17 protein-coding genes are annotated in these 20,738 nt (G+C 61.1%); 15 read left to right on the top strand and 2 right to left on the bottom strand.

The window, feature by feature from the left end; all coding sequences use genetic code 11:
• Positions 1-263: 263 nt before the first annotated feature.
• From BM70_RS0108570 to BM70_RS0108515, 12 genes are all read left to right on the top strand, one after another.
• Entirely contained in the window at positions 264-1,580 is a 1,317-nt protein-coding gene (locus BM70_RS0108570; protein ID WP_025855617.1) for a nucleotide sugar dehydrogenase, read from the top strand.
• 83 nt (positions 1,581-1,663) lie between these two features.
• The gene (gene alg8 / locus BM70_RS0108565) at positions 1,664-3,145 is read left to right on the top strand and encodes a mannuronan synthase (RefSeq protein ID WP_177326543.1); all 1,482 of its coding nucleotides are present in this window, start codon (positions 1,664-1,666) and stop codon (positions 3,143-3,145) included.
• Between the two features lie 48 nt (positions 3,146-3,193).
• The gene (locus tag BM70_RS0108560; protein WP_025855615.1) at positions 3,194-4,360 is read left to right on the top strand and encodes an alginate biosynthesis protein Alg44; all 1,167 of its coding nucleotides are present in this window, start codon (positions 3,194-3,196) and stop codon (positions 4,358-4,360) included.
• Positions 4,361-4,450: 90 nt separating this feature from the next.
• Positions 4,451-5,875: an alginate biosynthesis TPR repeat lipoprotein AlgK gene (algK, locus tag BM70_RS0108555; protein WP_371262119.1), complete on the top strand. Its 1,425-nt coding sequence runs from the start codon at positions 4,451-4,453 to the stop codon at positions 5,873-5,875.
• Positions 5,872-7,359 carry an alginate export family protein gene (locus tag BM70_RS0108550; RefSeq protein ID WP_025855613.1) on the top strand — a complete coding sequence of 496 codons (1,488 nt, stop codon included), beginning with the start codon at positions 5,872-5,874 and terminating at the stop codon, positions 7,357-7,359. The genes algK and BM70_RS0108550 overlap by 4 nt, the downstream gene beginning before the upstream one ends.
• Entirely contained in the window at positions 7,359-8,948 is a 1,590-nt protein-coding gene (algG, locus tag BM70_RS0108545; protein WP_025855612.1) for a mannuronan 5-epimerase AlgG, read from the top strand. Before BM70_RS0108550 ends, algG begins: the two co-directional genes overlap by 1 nt.
• Positions 8,949-8,959: 11 nt before the next feature.
• Entirely contained in the window at positions 8,960-10,408 is a 1,449-nt protein-coding gene (locus tag BM70_RS0108540; protein ID WP_025855611.1) for an alginate O-acetyltransferase, read from the top strand.
• A gap of 8 nt (positions 10,409-10,416) precedes the next feature.
• Positions 10,417-11,526, top strand: a complete 1,110-nt coding sequence (locus BM70_RS0108535) for a mannuronate-specific alginate lyase (RefSeq protein WP_025855610.1) — start codon at positions 10,417-10,419, stop codon at positions 11,524-11,526.
• 252 nt (positions 11,527-11,778) lie between these two features.
• Positions 11,779-13,311, top strand: a complete 1,533-nt coding sequence (locus tag BM70_RS0108530) for an MBOAT family protein (RefSeq protein ID WP_025855609.1) — start codon at positions 11,779-11,781, stop codon at positions 13,309-13,311.
• Between the two features lie 11 nt (positions 13,312-13,322).
• On the top strand, positions 13,323-14,507 hold the full coding sequence (locus BM70_RS0108525; RefSeq protein ID WP_025855608.1) for an alginate O-acetyltransferase: 1,185 nt from the start codon (positions 13,323-13,325) through the stop codon (positions 14,505-14,507).
• A 16-nt stretch (positions 14,508-14,523) separates the two neighbouring features.
• A complete protein-coding gene (locus BM70_RS0108520) occupies positions 14,524-15,180 on the top strand; it encodes an alginate O-acetyltransferase AlgF (RefSeq protein WP_025855607.1) in 657 nt (218 codons plus the stop codon).
• A 209-nt stretch (positions 15,181-15,389) separates the two neighbouring features.
• A complete protein-coding gene (locus tag BM70_RS0108515) occupies positions 15,390-16,841 on the top strand; it encodes a mannose-1-phosphate guanylyltransferase/mannose-6-phosphate isomerase (protein ID WP_025855606.1) in 1,452 nt (483 codons plus the stop codon).
• Positions 16,842-16,930: 89 nt separating this feature from the next.
• Here the strand turns inward: BM70_RS0108515 and BM70_RS0108510 are convergent, their stop codons facing one another.
• A complete protein-coding gene (locus BM70_RS0108510; protein WP_025855605.1) occupies positions 16,931-17,266 on the bottom strand; it encodes a hypothetical protein in 336 nt (111 codons plus the stop codon).
• Between the two features lie 333 nt (positions 17,267-17,599).
• Here BM70_RS0108510 and BM70_RS0108500 point away from each other — a divergent pair, with 333 nt between their 5' ends.
• The 3 genes from BM70_RS0108500 to BM70_RS0108490 are packed head-to-tail and all read left to right on the top strand — an operon-like array spanning position 17,600 to position 19,293.
• Positions 17,600-18,064: a hypothetical protein gene (locus tag BM70_RS0108500; RefSeq protein ID WP_025855604.1), complete on the top strand. Its 465-nt coding sequence runs from the start codon at positions 17,600-17,602 to the stop codon at positions 18,062-18,064.
• A 14-nt stretch (positions 18,065-18,078) separates the two neighbouring features.
• Positions 18,079-18,891, top strand: coding sequence for an SDR family oxidoreductase (locus tag BM70_RS0108495; protein ID WP_025855603.1), 813 nt, complete (start codon positions 18,079-18,081; stop codon positions 18,889-18,891).
• The gene (locus BM70_RS0108490) at positions 18,892-19,293 is read left to right on the top strand and encodes a hypothetical protein (protein WP_025855602.1); all 402 of its coding nucleotides are present in this window, start codon (positions 18,892-18,894) and stop codon (positions 19,291-19,293) included.
• Positions 19,294-19,874: 581 nt separating this feature from the next.
• Here BM70_RS0108490 and BM70_RS0108485 read toward each other — a convergent pair.
• A complete protein-coding gene (locus BM70_RS0108485) occupies positions 19,875-20,738 on the bottom strand; it encodes an HlyD family secretion protein (protein ID WP_025855601.1) in 864 nt (287 codons plus the stop codon).

Genomic DNA, 20,738 nt, shown 5'->3' with positions numbered 1-20,738 from the left:
GCCCCTATCAAAGCCCTGCGGCACTGGCGCCGAGCCCTTCTCCCAGGAAGGCCGGCTGCATTTCAGGGCAAGCCCCAATAACAAGGCCAAGTTGCGCACAACTTGAGTGCAATAGTTAGTCACTCACTATTTAACATGTCTGTACGCGGTAAGTCGGCGTCTATTCGCCTAACTTTCGCGGCATCAGTGACGCTTGCAAACATGAACTCCGGCCATTAATTGGCATGATTAACACAGTCTTGAATGACAAAGAGGTAAATGCGATGCGCATCAGCATATTTGGTCTCGGTTACGTTGGCGCAGTATGTGCCGGTTGCCTGTCTGCCCGTGGCCACGAAGTGGTTGGCGTAGACATCTCCAAGGACAAGATTGACCTGATCAATGCGGGCAAATCGCCAATCGTTGAACCGGGTCTGGGCGAGCTGTTGAGCCAGGGTATCGAAACCGGCCGACTGCGTGGCACCACCAACTTCGCCGAAGCCATCCGCGACACCGACCTGTCGATGATTTGCGTCGGTACGCCGAGCAAGAAAAACGGCGACCTGGAACTGGACTACATCGAAGCGGTATGCCGCGAGATCGGCCTGGTCCTGCGTGACAAGGCCACTCGCCACACCGTGGTCGTGCGCAGCACCGTGCTGCCAGGCACCGTGGCCAACGTAGTGATCCCGATCCTCGAAGACTGCTCCGGCAAGAAAGCCGGCGTCGACTTCGGCGTTGCGGTCAACCCGGAATTCCTGCGTGAATCCACCGCCATCGCCGACTACGACCTGCCACCGATGACCGTCATCGGCGAATTCGACAAAGCCTCCGGCGATGTCCTGCAGTCGCTGTACGAAGAACTCGACGCCCCGATCATCCGCAAGGACATCGCCGTTGCCGAGATGATCAAGTACACCTGCAACGTGTGGCACGCCACCAAAGTGACCTTCGCCAACGAGATCGGCAACATTGCCAAGGCTGTCGGCGTCGACGGTCGCGAAGTGATGGAAGTGGTCTGCCAGGACAAGACGCTCAACCTGTCCCAGTACTACATGCGCCCTGGCTTCGCCTTCGGTGGTTCGTGCCTGCCCAAAGACGTGCGCGCCCTCACCTACCGCGCCAGCTCCCTGGACGTGGAAGCGCCGTTGCTCAACTCGCTGATGCGCAGCAACGAATCCCAGGTACAGAACGCCTTCGACATCGTGTCCAGCCACGACAAACGCAAAGTCGCGCTGCTGGGCCTGAGCTTCAAGGCCGGTACCGATGACCTGCGCGAAAGCCCATTGGTCGAACTGGCCGAAATGCTGATCGGCAAAGGCTACGACCTGAGCATCTACGACAGCAACGTCGAGTACGCCCGTGTCCACGGCGCGAACAAAGACTACATCGAAGGCAAGATCCCGCACGTGTCGTCCCTGCTCAACTCGAACTTCGACGACGTGATCAACAACTCCGACGTGATCATCCTGGGCAACCGCGATGAGAAGTTCCGTGCCCTGGCGCATAACGCTCCGCACGGCAAGCAAGTCGTCGACCTGGTGGGCTTCATGTCCAAGGCCACCAGCGTCAGCGGCCGCACCGAAGGCATTTGCTGGTAACAGCAACGGCAAGTTCCGGGTTGCAAGCGTACCCATCCCCAGCGCTTGCAGCCTGGAGCCTTCTTCACCTTCGGATGACGCTTATGTCCAAGTTAAAACACGTACTGCTCCAATCCGCCGGCTGGCTGTTCTTTCTGAGCCTGCTGATGGGACTCGCCCTGCTCTTGCCGGCGAGTACGTTCGACTCCGAGTCGAAGAATTTTATTTTCCTGATTGGCGCCGTCGGCATCTGGCGCTACTCGATGGGTGCGACGCATTTCTTTCGCGGCATGCTGTTCCTGTACGTGGTCTACCCGCATCTGCGCCGCAAAGTGCGCAAGCTGGGCAAGGCTGCCGACCCGTCCCATGTGTTCCTGATGGTCACCAGTTTCCGTATCGATGCGCTGACCACCGCGCAGGTCTACAGCTCGGTAATCCGCGAAGCCATCGAATGCGGCTTCCCCACCACCGTGGTCTGTTCGCTGGTGGAAATGTCCGATGAGCTGCTGGTGAAAAGCCTGTGGGAACGCATGAACCCGCCGGACCACGTCAAGCTCGACTTCGTGCGCATCGCCGGTACCGGCAAGCGCGACGGCCTGGCCTTCGGTTTCCGCGCCATCTCCCGCCACCTGCCGGATGAACGCGCGGTGGTCGCGGTGATCGATGGCGACACCGTGCTCGCCGAAGGCGTGGTCCGCAAGACCGTGCCGTGGTTCCAGCTGTTCGGCAATGTCGGCGGCCTGACCACCAACGAGTTCTGCGAAGTGCGCGGCGGCTACATCATGAGCGAGTGGCACAAACTGCGCTTCGCCCAACGCCACATCAACATGTGCTCCATGGCCCTGTCCAAACGCGTACTGACCATGACCGGTCGTATGTCGGTGTTCCGCGCCAATGTCGTGACCGACCCGGGCTTTATCGCCGACGTGGAAAGCGACTCGCTGCAACACTGGCGCCTGGGCCGCTTCAAGTTCCTTACCGGTGATGACAAGTCCAGCTGGTTCAGCCTGATGCGCCTGGGCTACGACACCTTCTACGTGCCGGACGCGGCGATCCACACCGTGGAACACCCGCCGGAAAAGAGCTTCATCAAGGCCAGCCGCAAGCTGATGTTCCGCTGGTACGGCAACAACCTGCGCCAGAACTCCCGCGCCCTGGGCCTGGGTGTACGCCGGCTGGGCCTGTTCACCAGCATCGTGTTGTTCGACCAGCGCGTGTCGATGTGGACCTCCCTGCTCGGCCTGACGGTGGCGATCATCGCCACCTTCAAGTACGGCGGTGCGTTCATCCTCGCGTACCTGCTGTGGATCGGCATCACCCGCCTGATTCTGACCCTGCTGCTGTCGTGCTCCGGCCACAAGATCGGCCCGGCGTACCCGGCGATTCTCTATTACAACCAGATCATGGGCGCGTTGGTGAAGATCTACGTGTTCTTCCGCCTTGATCAACAGTCCTGGACCCGCCAGGACACCAAACTGACCCGCGATTTGGCCAGCTTTCAACGTTGGTTCAACACCTGGTCGTCTCGGACCATGACCTTCTCCGCCGGCAGCATTTTCGTCGCCGTGTTGCTGATGATGGTCTGACAGCCAAGCCTGAATTAACTAGGAACTACACCTATGAGTCAGAACACCATGAATAGCCAAGTAAACGCCAACGTTGTCCACGAGTCCGAAGCCCAGCGCCAACATGCCCGGGTCAAAATCCCGGCCAAGCTGCGCTTCTTCAACACCGACCGCACCCAGACCGAAGCACGGGTGATCGACCTCTCCGCCGGCGGCCTGGCGTTCACCGCCACCCAGCCACTGACCGTGGGTGAAGTGCACAAGGGCCGCCTGCAGTTCGTCATCGACAACCTTGGCCTGGCCATGGATGTAGAGCTGCAAATTCGCTCCTACGACCGCCAGACGGGTCGCACCGGTTGCCAGTTCCAGAACCTCGACGCTCAGGACATCTCGACCCTGCGCCACCTGATCACCTCGCACCTGTCCGGTGACATCGTGACCATGGGCGACGTACTGGCGACCCTGCAGCGCGACAACTTCACCAAGGCGCGCAAGGTCAAGGACGGCGGCAGCAACATGAGCGCATTCGGCCGCCTGCGCGCCGTGACGTTCAGCCTGGCGATCTTCCTGGTCGGCCTCGCCGCGTTCGGTTTTGTCTTCAAGTCGATCTACGGCATGTACTTCGTCAGCCACGCCCAGGCGGGCATCGTCAGCGTACCGGGCATGAACGTGACCATGCCGCGTGACGGCACCGTGCAGAGCCTGCTCAAAGGAGACGCGATTGCCGCCAAAGGCGCGCCGTTGGCGACCTTCAGCACCAGCATGCTCGATGTACTCAAGGGCCACCTGGACGAAGACCAACTGCAACCGGCCAAGGTCGAAGAGCTGTTCGGCAAGCAAATGACCGGCACCCTGACGTCGCCCTGCGATTGCGTGGTTGCCCAGCAAATGGTCGCCGACGGCCAGTACGCCAATAAAGGCGATGTGATCTTCCAACTGGTACCGCGCGGCAGCCTGGCCAATGTTGAAGCGCGCTTCACCTATCGCCAGTTCGGTGATGTTCGCCAGGGGACACCGGTGAACTTCCAGGTGGCCGACGAAGAACAAGTCCGCACCGGCACCATCGTCAGCAGCACCAGCCTGAACAGCGCCGACCTGTCTTCCGACATTCGCGTGCAGATCAAGCCTGATGCGCCGCTGGACACCACCTACGCCGGTCGCCCGGTGGAAGTGACCAGCGACCGTGGCCCGTCCCTGAACTGGCTGATCGACAAAGCCATGGCCAACGGTCTGTAAGCAGAGGACATGCCTGTGATGACTCTCTCAAAAACACCGCAATCCCTGTGGGAGCGGGCTTGCTCGCGAAAGCAGTGTGTCAGCCAACACATGCATCAACTGACAGGGCCCCTTCGCGAGCAAGCCCGCTCCCACATGGGAACTGCGGCGTTGCTGGCTGTTGCGGTCAGCCTCGCCGGTTGCGCCGGCCTGCCCGACCAGCGCCTGGCCAATGAAGCGCTCAAGCGTGGCGACACCGTCACCGCCCAGCAGAATTACCAGCAACTGGCAGACCTGGGTTACAGCGAGGCCCAGGTGGGCCTGGCCGACATCCAGGTAGGCACCCGCGATCCGGCGCAAATCAAACAGGCCGAAGCCACCTACCGTGCGGCGGCGGACACCTCGCCACGCGCCCAGGCCCGTCTCGGTCGCCTGCTGGTGGCCAAGCCTGGCAGCACCGAAGCCGAACACCATGAAGCCGAAGGCCTGCTGAAAAAAGCCTTTGCCAATGGCGAAGGCAACACCCTGATCCCACTGGCGATGCTGTACCTGCAATACCCACACAGCTTCCCGAACGTGAATGCCCAGCAGCAGATCAGCAAGTGGCAGGCCGCCGGTTACCCGGAAGCCGGCCTCGCCCAGGTGCTGCTGTATCGTACCCAGGACACCTACGACCAGCATCTGGATGACGTGGAGCGCACCTGTAAAGCCGCGCTGAACACCACCGATATCTGCTACGTCGAACTGGCCACGGTCTACCAGAAAAAAGCCGAGCCGGAAAAACAGGCCGAGCTGCTCAAGCAGATGGAAGCCGGCTACAGCCGTGGCACCGTCACCGCACAACGCGTCGACAGCGTAGCCCGTGTATTGGGTGATGCATCGCTTGGCAAGACCGACGAAAAAACCGCCCAGACGCTGCTGGAAAAAATCGCCCCCGGCTACCCGGCATCGTGGGTCAGCCTGGCGCAACTGCTCTACGACTTCCCCGAACTGGGCGACGTCGACCAGATGATGAAGTACCTGGACAACGGCCGCGCCGCCGACCAGCCACGCGCCGAGCTGTTGCTGGGCAAGCTCTACTACGAAGGCAAGTGGGTGCCAGCCGACGCCAAGGCCGCCGAAGCGCACTTCGAAAAAGCCGTGGGCAAGGAAGTGGCCGCCGATTACTACCTCGGCCAGATCTACCGCCGTGGCTACTTGGGCAAGGTCTACCCGCAAAAAGCCCTGGACCATTTGCTGACCGCTGCGCGCAACGGCCAGAACAGCGCCGACTTCGCCATCGCCCAATTGTTTTCCCAAGGCAAGGGCACCAAGCCCGACCCGTTGAATGCCTATGTCTTCAGCCAACTGGCTAAAGCCCAGGACACGCCAGAGGCCAATGACTTGGCCGCGCAGCTCGAAACCCCGCTCACTCCGGAGCAACGCGCCCAAGGCCAACGCCTGGTGCAACAGGAACTGGCCGTCCGCGGCACCCTGGCCCAGAGCACGCTGCAACTGCACGCCCTGGAAGAAGAAGACGGCGAGGAATCCCTATGAAGCTCAACCCATTCGTCAAGGCCGGTATCGGCCTGACCTTCGCCCTGCTGTGGTCGTGCCCGACCCTGGCCGCGCTGACCGAAGCCAAGAACTTCGGCCTGGAAGTGAAAGCCACCGCCCAGTCCGAAGATGACCGCGACCTCGGCACGCAGAAAGGCGGCGACGTCAACGGTATCGCCCTCGACCTGCGCCCGTGGATCTATGGTGAAAGCGGCAACTGGAGCGCCTACGCCATGGGCCAGGCGGTGGTGTCGAGCGACATCATCGAGACCGACCCCCTGCAACAGTCGGCGGATGACGAAAACCAGCAGACCACCAACAACGACCGCAAGGCCAAGAAAAACTACTTGGGCATGCGCGAGTTCTGGATCGGCTACAGCGGCTTCACGCCTTACCCAGGCGAACTCCTCAAGCTGGGTCGCCAACGCCTGCGCAATGACGACGGCCAATGGCGCGACACCAACATCGAAGCGCTGAACTGGACCTTCGACACCACCCTGCTCAAGGCCAACGTCGGCGTTGCTGAACGCTTCAGCGAATACCGCACCGACCTCAAGGAACTGTCGCCCAAGGACAAGGACCGTCAGCACCTCTACGCCGACGCCGCCTACCAATGGACGCCAGGCCAGTGGATCGGCCTGCGCGGTCACCACACCCATGACAACGGCAAGCTCGACTACCCGGAACCCGGCGTACCGACCGACTCGTTGGACAAGCGCGAAAACGGCGACCTGACCTGGCTCGGCATCGAAGCCAACAGCGATGCCTACAACTGGCGCAACACCAACACCGTCAACTACTGGGCGAGCATCACCGGCATGCAGGGCGACCGCGACACGGTCAACGCCTTGAACGCCGACGGCACCCGCCCGACCACGGCCAAGCGCAGCGATGACGTGAATGGCTGGGCCACCGACCTGGGTATCCGCCTGCGTCTGGACCCACAGTGGCAAGTAGGTGCGGCCTACTCCCGCGCCAGCGCCGAGTACGAACAGAACGGCCTGCAAAGCAACCGTTCGAACTGGACCGGCACCCAGTCCCGCGTGCACCGCTTCGGCGAAGCCTTCCGTGGCGAGATGAACAACATGCAGTCGATGAGCCTGTTCGGTTCCTGGCAGCTGCGCGAGGACTACGACGCCAGCCTGGTGTACCACAAGTTCTGGCGTGTCGACGGCAACAAGCCGGTGGGCAGCAACGGCATCGACGCTGTGCAGAACAACACCGATGACGTGACCGGCGCGATCCTGTCCAGCACTTCCCTGCCGCTTGAAGACGGCAAGAAAGACCTGGGCCAGGAGATGGACCTGGTGGTCACCAAGTACTTCAAGACCGGTTTGCTTCCGGCCGCACTCAGCCAGTCGATCGACGAACCATCGGCCCTGGTGCGTTTCCGTGCAGGCGTGTTCAAGCCGGGCGACGCCTATGGCAGCCAGGTTGACTCGTACATGCATCGCGCGTTTGTCGACGTGATTTGGAAGTTCTGATGGGAGCCTGCGCAATGAACCCTCAAGCCCTCAAAGGCTCGGCCCTGCTGGCGGCAGCGGTGCTGCTGGCAAGCGGCGCTGCCCTGGCCGAGGTCGCGCCGCAGGCTAAAGCGCCGACCATCGCCAAAGAGCTGCAGCAGGCCAAGACCTACACCATCTCCAGCCCGCCGACCGCGCCGCTGGAAATGGCCAAGCCGGCCCTGCCGGACCTGTCGGGCTACACCGACGCTGCGATGGAAAAGAAGATCGTGCGCGCCAAGCCGGGCAAGATCAGCATCCGCCGCATGATGCAGGAAGACGCCCTCAAGGACTTCATTGGCGGTGACAACAAGATGGCCGAATGGGTGGTGCGCCAACACGGCATTCCCCAGGCGATCTTTGTCGACGACGGCTACATGAACCTCAAGGACCTGCTGGGCAAGGTGCCCAAGCAGTACCTGAGCGAGACCTCGCCGGGCGTGTTCCTGGCGAAGTTGCCGATCGTGGTCGGGCGCAAGGGCATCCTGGAAATCGACAAGAAAACCCAGGAGCTGCGCCTGTCCCAGGAAGCCGGTTCGTTCCTGATCAACGACGGCCAGCTGTTTGTGCGTGACACCAAAGTCACCGGCTGGAGCGAAAAGGCCAACGGCCCGGCGCTGTTCAAGTCGCCCAAGGAATTCCGCCCGTTCCTGCTGGCCTGGGGCGGCACCGAGACTTATATCTCCAAGACCAAGATGGCCAGCTTCGGCTACGCCAACAGTAAGTCGTACGGGGTGAGTATTTCCCAGTACACGCCGAACATGGCCAAGGTGCTCAAGCGTCCCGAGCCGACAGGCTGGATCATCGACTCGGAGTTCTCGGACATGTGGTACGGCTTCTACTGCTACGAGACCACGAACTTCGTGATCAAGGGCAATACCTACAAGGACAACATCGTCTACGGCATTGACCCCCACGACCGTTCCCACGGCCTGATCATCGCGGACAACACCGTCTACGGCACCAAGAAGAAGCACGGCATCATCATTTCCCGGGAAGTGAACGACAGCTTCATCTTCAACAACCGCAGCTACGACAACAAGCTCTCGGGCCTGGTGCTCGACCGCAACAGCGTCAACAACTTCGTGGCCGACAACGAGTTCTACCGCAACCACACCGACGGCATCACCCTCTATGAGAGCGGTGACAACCTGTTGTGGGGCAACAAGGTGATTGCCAACCGTCGCCACGGTATTCGTGTGCGTAACAGCGTGAACATCAAGTTGTACGAAAACACCTCGATGGCCAACGGCCTGACCGGCCTCTACGGCCACATCAAGGACCTGACCGACACCGACCGTGACATCGCCCTCGACCCGTTCGACGCCAAGGTCTCGCTGATCGTGGTCGGCGGTGAACTGGCGGGTAACGGCAGCGGGCCGCTGTCCATCGACTCGCCGTTGAGCGTCGAGCTGTACCGCGTGTCGATGCTGGCGCCGACCAAGTCCAGCGGCATCAGCTTCAACGGCGTGCTGGGCGATCGCCAGGAAGAGATTCTCGACCTGCTGGTGCGCCAGCAGAAAGCCGTGCTGATCGACCCTGTCGAACGCCAGACCGAATTGCAGGACTGAGGATGACCCTTATGCACCCACACATGATCAAACTGCTGAGCCTCTCGGGTCTGACCCTCGGCCTGCTGGCGGCCAGCCAGGGCGTACGCGCCGACGAAGTGCAGGCGCCGACCTTCACCGCCGAGCCGTGCTGCAGCCTGTGCCCGGCCGCCCACGACGCGAAGAACTACACCACGCGCTACCAGCAGAACTTCACCACCCTGGTACAAGCCCAGGGCGACTGGCTGTTCCGTACCCAGGAAGACCTGCGCACCGAGTTCGACACATCGCCCGCCGGCTACAAACGCATGCAACAACTGCACGACGCGTTCAAGGCCAAGGGCGTGGAACTGGTGGTGGTCTACCAGCCGACCCGTGGCCTGGTGAACCGCAACAAACTCAACCCGGAAGAGAAAGCCAAGTTCGATTTCGACAAGGCCCTGGGTAACTACAAGACCATGCTCGGCCGTTTCGCCAAGATGGGCTACGTGGTGCCGGACCTGTCGCCGTTGACAGACGAGCAATTGCCGGATGAACTGCCGGCCCACGATTTCTACTTCCGCGGCGACCAGCACTGGACCCCGTATGGCGCCCAGCGCACGGCGAAAATCGTCGGTGCCAAAGTGCGTGCCATGCCGGAGTTTGCCGGCATCCCGCAGCGCGAGTTCGAGACCAAGCGCTCCGGACGCATGGGCAAGACCGGCACCCTGCACAACATGGCCGGGCAACTGTGCGGCACCAGCTACGCGATCCAGTACATGGACCAGTTCACCACCGAGCCCAAGGGCGAAGCGGGCGACGGCGATCTGTTCGGCGACTCGGGCAACCCGCAGATCACCCTGGTGGGTACCAGCCACAGCGGCAAGAACTACAACTTCGCCGGTTTCCTGGAACAGGAAATCGGTGCCGACATCCTCAACGTCGCCTTCCCCGGCGGTGGCCTGGAAGGCTCGATGATCCAATACCTGGGCAGCGACGAATTCCAGAAGACCCCGCCGAAGATCCTGATCTGGGAGTTCTCGCCACTGTATCGCCTCGACCAGGAAACCATCTACCGCCAGATGATGGCCCTGCTCGACAACGGCTGCGAAGGCAAGACCGCGCAGATGACGGCCAGCACGACATTGAAACCCGGCAAGAACGAATTGCTGGTTAACAGTTCGAACAAAGACCTGCGCAACGCCAACCATCAGGTTGATATCCGCTTCGCCGACCCGTCGGTGAAAACCCTGCAAGCCACCCTCTGGTACATGAACGGGCGCCACGAGGACATCAAGATCGAGAAACCCGAAACATCCGATACAGACGGGCGTTTCGCCTTTGAACTGCGCACCGATGAAGACTGGGCCTCGCAGAACTTGCTGGCCGTGGAAGTGCAGGGTCCGGAAGCGGGCGCTGCCGCGCAGAAAGTCGAAGCGAAAATTTGCACACGCAACGTATTCCCAGCCAGTGGTCAACAGACCGCGTCAACTGGGCAATGAGGTTACCTATGCAGAAGTTATTGATTCCAACGCTGCTGGGCCTGGCGATGTTCGCCGGCTCAGTCAACGCCGCCGCGCCACTGCGTCCACCCCAGGGCTACTTCGCCCCGGTGGAAGCGTTCAAGACCGGCGACTTCAAGAATGACTGCGACGCCATGCCGGCGCCGTACACCGGCTCGCTGCAATTTCGCAGCAAGTACGAAGGTTCGGACAAGGCCCGTTCCACGCTGAATGTGCAATCGGAAAAAGCCTTTCGCGACAGCACCGCCGACATCACCAAGCTGGAAAAAGACACCAGCAAGCGCGTGATGCAGTTCATGCGCGACGGTCGTCCGGAGCAATTGGAATGCACGCTCAACTGGCTGACCAGCTGGGCCAAGGCGGATGCATTGATGTCCAAGGACTTCAACCACACCGGCAAGTCGATGCGCAAATGGGCGCTGGGCAGCATGGCTTCGGCCTATGTGCGCCTGAAGTTCTCCGACTCGCACCCGCTGGCCAACCACCAGCAGGAAGCGCAACTGATCGAAGCCTGGTTCAACAAACTGGCCGATCAGGTGGTGAGCGACTGGGACAACCTGCCGCTGGAAAAAACCAACAACCACTCCTACTGGGCCGCCTGGTCGGTGATGGCAACGTCCGTCGCCACCAACCGCCGCGACCTGTTTGATTGGGCGGTGAAGGAATACAAGGTCGGCGCAAACCAGGTCGATGACCAAGGCTTCCTGCCGAACGAACTGAAGCGTCAGCAACGCGCCTTGTCGTATCACAACTACGCCCTGCCGCCACTGTCGATGATCGCCAGTTTTGCCCTGGTCAACGGTGTGGACCTGCGCCAGGAAAACAACGGCGCGCTCAAACGCCTGGGCGACAAAGTGCTCGCCGGGGTGAAAGACCCGGAGATCTTCGAGCAGAAGAACGGCAAAGAGCAGGACATGAAAGACCTGAAGGAAGACATGAAGTTTGCCTGGCTCGAACCCTTCTGCACCCTCTACACCTGCGCCCCGGATGTGATCGAGCGCAAGCATGGGATGCAGCCGTTCAAGACTTTCCGGCTCGGGGGCGACCTGACCAAGGTCTACGACCCGACGCATGAAAAGGGCAACAAAGGTTCCTGAGCTGAAAGGACAACCCTCCAATGGGTAAAACTCTGTGGTGAGCGGGCTTGCCCCGCGCTGGGGCGCGAAGCGGCCCCAACACTGCCACAGGGCTCTATCTGGAGAGATGTGGTGAGGCTATTGGGGCTGCTGCGCAGCCCAGCGCGGGGCAAGCCCGCTCACCACAAAAAGCTGCATCGCCGTCCATGGAAACCATGGGGGGTTTGGGGGGGCTCTGGCCCTTGACTGTTGGTTAAACATGGAGAGATCGGGATGGTTTTCTCGTCCAATGTGTTCCTGTTTCTGTTCTTGCCGATCTTTCTCGGCTTGTACTACTTGAGCGGGCAACGCTATCGCAATCTGCTGCTGCTGATTGCCAGCTATGTGTTCTACGCCTGGTGGCGAGTGGACTTCCTGGCGCTGTTCGCCGCTGTGACGCTATGGAATTACTGGATCGGCCTCAAGGTCGGGGCAGCCGGCGTGCGCACCAAGCCGGCCCAACGCTGGCTGTTGCTCGGCGTGGCGGTCGACCTGTGCATCCTCGGCTACTTCAAGTACGCCAACTTCGGCGTCGACAGCATCAACGTGATGATGAAGTCGGCCGGCCTGGAGCCGTTCATCCTCACCCACGTGCTGTTGCCGATCGGGATCTCGTTCTACATCTTCGAGTCCATCAGCTACATCATCGACGTGTACCGCGGTGATACCCCGGCGACCCGCAACCTGATCGACTTTGCGGCGTTCGTGGCGATCTTCCCGCACCTGATTGCCGGCCCGGTGTTGCGTTTCCGCGACCTGGCCGACCAGTTCAACAACCGCACCCACACCCTCGATAAATTCTCCGAGGGCTGCACGCGGTTCATGCAGGGTTTCATCAAGAAGGTCTTCATCGCCGACACCCTGGCGGTGGTGGCCGACCACTGCTTCGCCCTGCAAAACCCCACCACCGGCGACGCCTGGCTCGGCGCGCTGGCGTACACCGCGCAGCTGTACTTCGACTTCTCCGGCTACAGCGACATGGCCATCGGCCTGGGCCTGATGATGGGTTTCCGCTTCATGGAAAACTTCAAGCAGCCCTACATCAGCCAGTCGATCACCGAGTTCTGGCGTCGCTGGCACATCAGCCTCTCCACTTGGCTGCGTGACTACCTGTACATCACCCTGGGCGGCAACCGCAAAGGCACGCTGACCACCTACCGCAACCTGTTCCTGACCATGCTGCTCGGTGGCCTGTGGCACGGTGCGAACATCACTTACATCGTGTGGGGTGCGTGGCACGGCATGTGGCTGGCGATTGAAAAAGCCATCGGCCTCAACACCTCGCCGCGCAGCTTCAACCCGGTGCGTTGGGCCTTCACCTTCCTGCTGGTGGTAATGGGCTGGGTGATCTTCCGCGCCGAAAACCTGCACGTCGCCGGCCGTATGTACGGTGCGATGTTCAGCTTTGGCGAGTGGTCGCTGTCGGAACTCAACCGCGCCAACCTCACCGGCCTGCAAGTGGCAACCCTGGTGGTGGCGTATGCAACGCTGGCGTTCTTCGGCCTGCGCGATTTCTACACCAATCGCCCGGCGGAAAAAGCCAAGCCGGCCGACCCGAGCCTGATCAAGGCCGTACCGGGCGACAACCCCGGCAGCATCCACGAGCCAGGCTTCACCGTTGGCCAGGATGCCGCGGTGCAACCGGCCTACTGGACCGCTGACTGGCCACGCTACGCCATGCGCGCTGCGGTGCTGCTGCTGTTCGTGGCGTCGATTCTCAAACTGTCGGCGCAGAGTTTCTCGCCGTTCCTTTACTTCCAATTCTGAGGGAGCCGACCATGACCCGATCATTGCGCGTCCTCTATATCGGCCTGTTCCTGGTGGTGCTGCTGGCGCTCGGCGCCTGGTCGCTGCGCAGTTTCCTGGGCTTCAGCACCAATGCCGACGCCACCGTGCTCAACGGCCGCTGGACCAAGGCCGTCGAGACGCACTACGACGACCAGTTCCCGATCAAGCGCATCGGTACCAACCTGTGGGCGGCGCTGGACTACAAGCTGTTCAATGAAGGCCGTCCCGGCGTGGTGCTGGGCCGCGACCACTGGTTGTACAGCGACGAGGAGTTCAACCCCGCCGTCAACGAAGACCAGAACCTTGAAGGCAACTACGCGCTGGTCGAAGGCGTGCGCCAGAAACTCAAGGCGCAAGGCATTCAACTGGTGATGGCGATCGTGCCGGCCAAGGTGCGCCTGTACCCGGAACACCTGGGTGAGGTGAAACCGGCCAGCATCCACGCCAACCTGTATCAGGATTTCCATGCCCGTGTCGCTGCGGACAAGATCATCGCCCCGGACCTGCTCGGCCCGCTGCAACAGGCCAAGCTCGGCGGCAAGCAAGTGTTCTTGCGCACCGACACCCACTGGACTCCGGACGGTGCTGAAATCGCCGCCAAGCAGTTGGCCAAGACCATTGCCGACAAGACCCCGCTGAGCGGTGAGCCACAACGCTTCGTCACCGAGGCCGAGAAGACCGAGCCGCACAAAGGCGACCTGCGTCTGTTCCTGCCGCTGGACCCGCTGTTCGAAAACCTGATGCCGCCGAAAGAGCCGCTGGAAAAGCGCGTGACGCACCTGGCCGAAACCAAAGGCGACGACGCACTGTTCAGCGACAGCGAAACGCCGGTGGCACTGGTGGGCACCAGCTACAGCGCCAACCCCAACTGGAACTTCGTCGGCGCCCTCAAGCAAGCCCTGGGCAGCGACGTGGTCAGCTACGCCGAAGACGGCCATGGCCCGATCCTGCCGATGCTCAGCTACCTGAAAAGCGATGACTTCAAGAACAGCCCGCCACAGGTGCTGATCTGGGAGTTTCCCGAACGTTATCTGCCCGTGAACAACGAAATCGGTGATGCCGACCCCGCGTGGGTTGCGCAGCTTAAACAAGCCGGTTCGCGCCAACAGAACATGGCATTGAACACCCCAGTTAAAACTCAAAAATCCGAGACGCCCGACCGGGCGCAAAACTGAAAGAGAGGTAACTCACATGACTTTCACTACAACTCCTCGTCGTCTCGCTAAAACCCTGGCTATCGCGGCCGGCCTGAGCTTCGTGTCGATGTCCGCCTTCGCCGGTGGCGACGCCGCCCTCTACGGCCCTACCGCGCCAAAAGGCTCGAGCTTCGTGCGCATCTACAACGCCAGCAACCAGGAAGTCAGCGCCACCGTCGGCGCGACCAACCTGAGCGACGTTGCCCCCCTGGCCAGCAGCGACTTCAGCTTCATGCCCGGCGGTGACTACAGCGCCAAGGTCGGCAGCCAGACCGTACCGGTCAAACTCGCACCGGACCACTACTACACCCTGGTCAACAGCGGCAGCGGCCAGCCACAACTGATCGAAGAACCGCCGTTCAAGAACAAGCAGAAGTCCCTGGTGCGCGTACAGAACCTCAGCGACAAGGCCCTGACCCTGAAAACCGCTGACGGCAAGACTGATGTGGTCCAGTCGGTCGCGGCCAAAGGCCGTGGCGAGCGCGAAATCAACCCGGTGAAAGTCAGCCTGGCGCTGTATGACGGCGACAAGAAAGTCAGCGACGTGAAGCCGGTTGCCCTGGAGCGCGGTGAAGCAGCGGTGCTGTACGTCACCGGTTCCGGTTCGAGCCTGTCGCCAGTGTGGGTGAAACGCCCCGTGTCGACCCGCTAATTAGATTTTCGACCTGGCTCCGCTCCCCTGTGGGAGCTGGCTTGCCTGCGATGGCATCACCTCGGTGTACCTGACAAACCGAGTCGTCTGCATCGCGGGCAAGCCCGGCTCCCACAGGGACCGAGGAGTCCGGTCGGACCGAGACAAAAACAAGAGTGAAACGACAAACCTTCGTAGCTCTGACCCATATCGATTCAAGGAGAAACAGCATGATCCCAGTAATCCTTTCCGGTGGTAGCGGCTCACGTCTTTGGCCGCTTTCCCGTAAACAGTTCCCTAAACAATTCCTGGCCCTGACCGGTGAACACACGTTGTTCCAGCAAACCCTGGAGCGCCTGGTGTTCGAAGGCATGGACTCCCCGATCGTGGTCTGCAACAAGGACCACCGCTTTATCGTCAACGAGCAACTGGCCGCTCGCAAGTTGGAGAGCCAGCGCATCCTGATGGAACCGTTCGGCCGCAACACTGCGCCGGCCGTGGCCCTTACCGCGATGATGCTGGTCAATGAAGGCCGTGACGAGCTGATGCTGGTGCTGCCAGCCGACCACGTGATCGATGACCAGAAAGCCCTGCAACGCGCCCTGGCCCTGGCCACCGTGGCCGCCGAACGTGGCGAGATGGTGTTGTTCGGTGTGCCGGCCACCCGCCCGGAAACCGGTTATGGCTACATCAAGTCCACCAACGATTCGCTGCTGCCGGAAGGCGTGAGCCGCGTCGAGCAGTTCGTGGAAAAACCCAATGAAAAACGCGCCGTCGAGTTCGTCAAGAGCGGCGGTTATTTCTGGAACAGCGGCATGTTCCTGTTCCGCGCCAGCCGCTTCCTCGAAGAGCTGAAAAAGCACGATCCGGACATCTACGACACCTGCCTGCTGACCCTGGAACGCAGCGAACAGACCGCCGACACCGTGACCTTCGACGAAGCCACGTTCGCCTGCTGCCCGGACAACTCCATCGACTACGCCGTGATGGAAAAAACCCAGCGCGCCTGTGTGGTGCCGCTGAGTGCCGGTTGGAGCGACGTGGGTTGCTGGGCGTCGCTGTGGGCCGTCAACGACAAAGACATCCACGGTAACGTCAGCAAAGGCGACGTGGTGATCCAGGACAGCCGCAACTGCATGATCCACGGCAATGGCAAGCTGGTGTCGGTGATCGGCCTGGACAACATCGTGGTGGTGGAAACCAAGGACGCGATGATGATCGCCCACAAGGACAAGGTCCAGGGCGTCAAGCAGATGGTCTCGACCCTGAACGACCAGGGCCGCAGCGAAACCCAGAACCACTGCGAAGTCTACCGTCCGTGGGGCTCCTACGACTCGGTGGACATGGGCGGGCGTTTCCAGGTCAAGCACATCTCGGTCAAGCCGGGCGCGTGCCTGTCGCTGCAGATGCACCATCACCGCGCCGAACACTGGATCGTGGTCAGCGGCACCGCCGAAGTCACCTGTGACGAGAACGTGTTCCTGCTCACCGAGAACCAGTCCACCTACATCCCGATCGCCTCGGTGCACCGTCTGCGCAACCCGGGCAAGATCCCGTTGGAGATCATCGAAGTGCAATCGGGCAGCTACCTGGGCGAAGACGATATCGAGCGGTTCGAAGATATCTACGGGCGCTCGACACCGGTTGAACGCGGCGTGTCGGTGAAAACTATCGCGCAGTAAAACAGTCGTACCAGAAGCCCTCGCCCAGCCGACTGCGTCCCCTATCCGCAGCCGGTTGGGCGGGGGCTTTTTCATTACAGCAGCACCTGCTATGACGTTGACTTGCCTCCCCAAGCCAATGGGGAATAAGCATTGTAATCGCCGGTATTGTTCGTGGTGCTGGCCGCGCTGCCGCATTTGTCCTTGCCATATTCCTGGGCAACCCGGCCTCCACCGACCAAAACCGTGCCAACCAGTTTTGCGGCCATACCGCCACTAGCGCCGAGCCGTTTCCCGATACCCTCTGCGACTGCACCACCAACGGTATAGACGAACCCCTTGGCTTTCTCACTGTTCGTGTCGTTGTTATAGCGCGCGGTGGGGAAAAACGTACCGGCCCCTTGCAGCAGCGTTTGCGCCAGACTGGTCAGCTTCTGGTTTTGCATACGGGGCTGCGCGTGAACGTCACGCCCTGCGCTCGCTTGATCGGAAGTTCCAGCGTTGGTCGGCGTTGACGCGGGCTGAGGAGTGACGAGAGAGGTCACCGCTGACGCCAGTGCGGAAGTGGCGGCCGGCACAAGAAGAGCTGAAGCAATCATAGTTCGTCTCACATAATCAGAACGTGGTGGGTACCCTCCTGGATAGTCTGCATTTCCCTATGCTGGCTGTGTGGGGAAAAGGCGCGCTCAGGTTCCCGCGTAAAGCAAAACTGATCCCAGCGATAGGCATCAAGGCCGTCCCGCGAGTAGGATGTTTTATCCGCATACGAGACTGTCATCATGTTCTTCGGCGTCCTCCTGATCATCACCTGGTTGATTCTGCTGCTGCGCTACCCGGCCAAGGCCTTGCCGGTTTCGCTGGCAGCCGCCGTCGGCCTGGGTTTTGTGGCGATCTGGGTGGTCTGGCTGGATAACCGCGAAGCCTCGCAACTGGCACGCCTGGAACTGCGCATCAGCTATGCACCACAGGAATGCCCAGCGGATCGCCCACTGAAATTGACCCTCAATAATGGTAACGACGTGCCACTCACCGAATTGCGTTGGCGTGTCGCCGCGTATGCACCGGGCGACTCGGTCAACCTGGCCGACAACGTCTACGCAGCCCCCCGCTATCGCGGCCCCGGCGAGCTGCAGGCCGGCGCGACCTGGGACGATTGCCTGCCCACGCCGCCCTTGCGCCCCGGCTACCGACCGCAAACCCTGGAATTTCGTGCCGAGCACCTGCAAGGCAGTTTCTCGGACTGACAAAGGATTGATCCATGCCCAACGTACTCATCACCGGTTGTTCCAGTGGCATCGGCCGCGCCCTGGCGGACGCGTTCAAATCGGCAGGCTATGACGTGTGGGCCAGTGCCCGCCGCGAAGAAGATGTCGCCACCCTCGCCGCCGCCGGCTTCAACGCCGTGAACCTGGACGTCAACGACGCCGCCGCCCTGCAGCACCTGGCCGAGCAATGGGGCGAACTGGACGTACTGATCAACAACGCCGGCTACGGCGCCATGGGCCCGCTGCTCGACGGCGGTACCGAGGCGATGCAGCGTCAATTCGAAACCAATGTGTTCTCCATTGTCGGCGTGACCCAGGCGTTGTTCCCGGCCCTGCGGCGCAGCAAAGGCCTGGTGGTGAATATCGGCAGCGTTTCCGGTGTGCTGGTGACGCCGTTCGCCGGAGCCTACTGCGCGTCCAAAGCCGCTGTGCATGCCTTGAGCGATGCGCTGCGCATGGAACTGGCACCGTTTGGCGTGCGGGTCATGGAAGTGCAACCCGGCGCGATCAACACGAGCTTTGCGAAAAACGCTGGCGCCCAGGCCGAGCTGCTGATCAACGAAAAGTCGCCGTGGTGGCCGCTGCGTGACGGTATCCGTGCACGCAGCCAGGCCTCCCAGGACAAGCCGACACCCGCCAGCGTATTTGCCGCGGATGTGCTCAAGGCCGTGCAGCAGTCGCAACCGCCGCGCCTGCTGCGTTCGGGCAACGGCAGCCGGGCGCTGCCGCTGATGGCGGCGTTGTTGCCCAAGGGGTTGCTGGAGAAGGTATTGAAGAAGCGCTTTGGTTTGAATGGGAGCTTGTAAATGATCGACTACAGCGATTTTTTTGAAGAAGTGATCCAGACCCACGTCGAGATCGAGCAATGGTTTGCCGGTGTCGCACCCGAGGGCACCTTGCAGACGTTGCTCGCCCGCTTTTCGCCGGAGTTCAGCATGATCGCCCCCGCTACCGGCGCCCGGGTGAATGCGGCCGGGGTCAATGCACTGTTCACGCGTTTAGGCGGCATGCGCCCGGAATTGAAGATCACCTTGAGCGAGATGGCCGGGATTGATCGGCATGCCCGTGGGGCGACGGTGACTTACCGCGAGCATCAGGTGGATGCCAGCGGCACGCAGACGGATCGTCGCGCAACCGTGGTGTTCGAGAAGCAGGCCAGCGGCGCACTGTTGTGGCGGCATCTACATGAAACCTTCATCGCGCAATGACATAGCTACTCAGGTCGCGTCCTACAAAAAACAGCGAACGGCCTGACATCATTACAAGGAAACATTCCCCAGTCTCTTTCACCTCTGTCGACTCACAGGTGAAGGATGCCTAGGGTTTTCTGCAAAGCGGTGTGCCGCAAGCGCATACCACGAACATGGTGCAATGACACCAAGCGTTTTGCGTTCACGGTGGGAACGGCGGTGTCCATGAATTTGGTCAGTAGTTCAGGCAACCTGTCATATAGCCTGTCGTATTACGCCCGAATCAACTATCTCCCCAGTGAATACGCGACAGTAGCGAGCCTGATGTTGGTGCTGGCAATGTGCATTGGACTGGCCTTGGTGGCACAGGGATTATGCTCAGGACCGCCACTACTTGTGTGCACCGCGGCCCTGAATGCATGGCTTGCGGCAGACTACTTGGGGAGCCACCCCGTTTCTATGTTTGCACTGTTTCCCTTGTTCCAATCTCTGGTCTGCCTGCTAATGCTCAATACACGAAACCACCGCCGATACGTCAGCATATTGCGGGTCAGACGGCGGCGCAAAGTGAGGGCCAAAGCACGCCCCCACTAGCCACCTCAACTTCCCGGCAACTCCCGTACAATCACTGTGCAAGTAATGCCCGCCGCCAGCAACACGCCTTCCGGCACCTCATCGATATGAATCCGCACCGGCACCCGCTGGGCCAGGCGCACCCAGTTGAAGGTCGGGTTCACATCGGCAATCAGTTCGCGGCTCTCGGGGTTGTCGCGGTCGTAGATGCCGCGCGAGATGCTTTCCACGTGGCCCTTCAGCGTCTCGCCGCTCATCAGTTGCATGTCGGCTTTATCGCCGACCTTCACATGGGGCAGCTTGGTTTCTTCGAAGAAGCCGTAGACCCAGAACGAGTTCATGTCCACCACGGCCATCTTGGCTTCGCCGATGCGTGCATAGTCGCCACGGTGCACGTTGAGGTTGGTGACGTAGCCGTCCACCGCCGCCACCACCTGGGTGCGTTTCAGGTTGAGTTCGGCCGCCTCCAGTTGTGCCAGCGCATGTTGGTAATCCGCCAATGCCGAGTCGGCGATGTTGCTGGCGTCGTCGCGGTTTTCCTTGGAGATCACCAGCGCATCGAGGTCAGCCCGGCGATGGGCGTTGACCTTGCGCATTTCCCAGGTGGCTTTGCGCGATGCGACCAGCGACTGCGCCTGCTTGACGGCAATGCGGTAATGCTCGGGGTCGATCTGCATCAGCAGGTCGCCCTTTTTCACCAGTTGGTTGTCACGCACGGGGACGTCGACCACTTCGCCGGTCACATCAGCCGCCACGTTGATGATGTCGGCGCGCACACGGCCGTCGCGGGTCCAGGGCGTCTCCATGTAATGCACCCATAGCGTACGGCCAATCCAGATCGCCAAAGCCAATACCAGCAAGGTCGCGAGCAGGCTGAAAAATTTTTTCAT

The sequence above is a fragment of the Pseudomonas sp. CHM02 genome, from assembly GCF_000612585.1.
GTDB lineage: Bacteria > Pseudomonadota > Gammaproteobacteria > Pseudomonadales > Pseudomonadaceae > Aquipseudomonas.
This window is presented reverse-complemented; position numbering and strand designations above follow the sequence as displayed.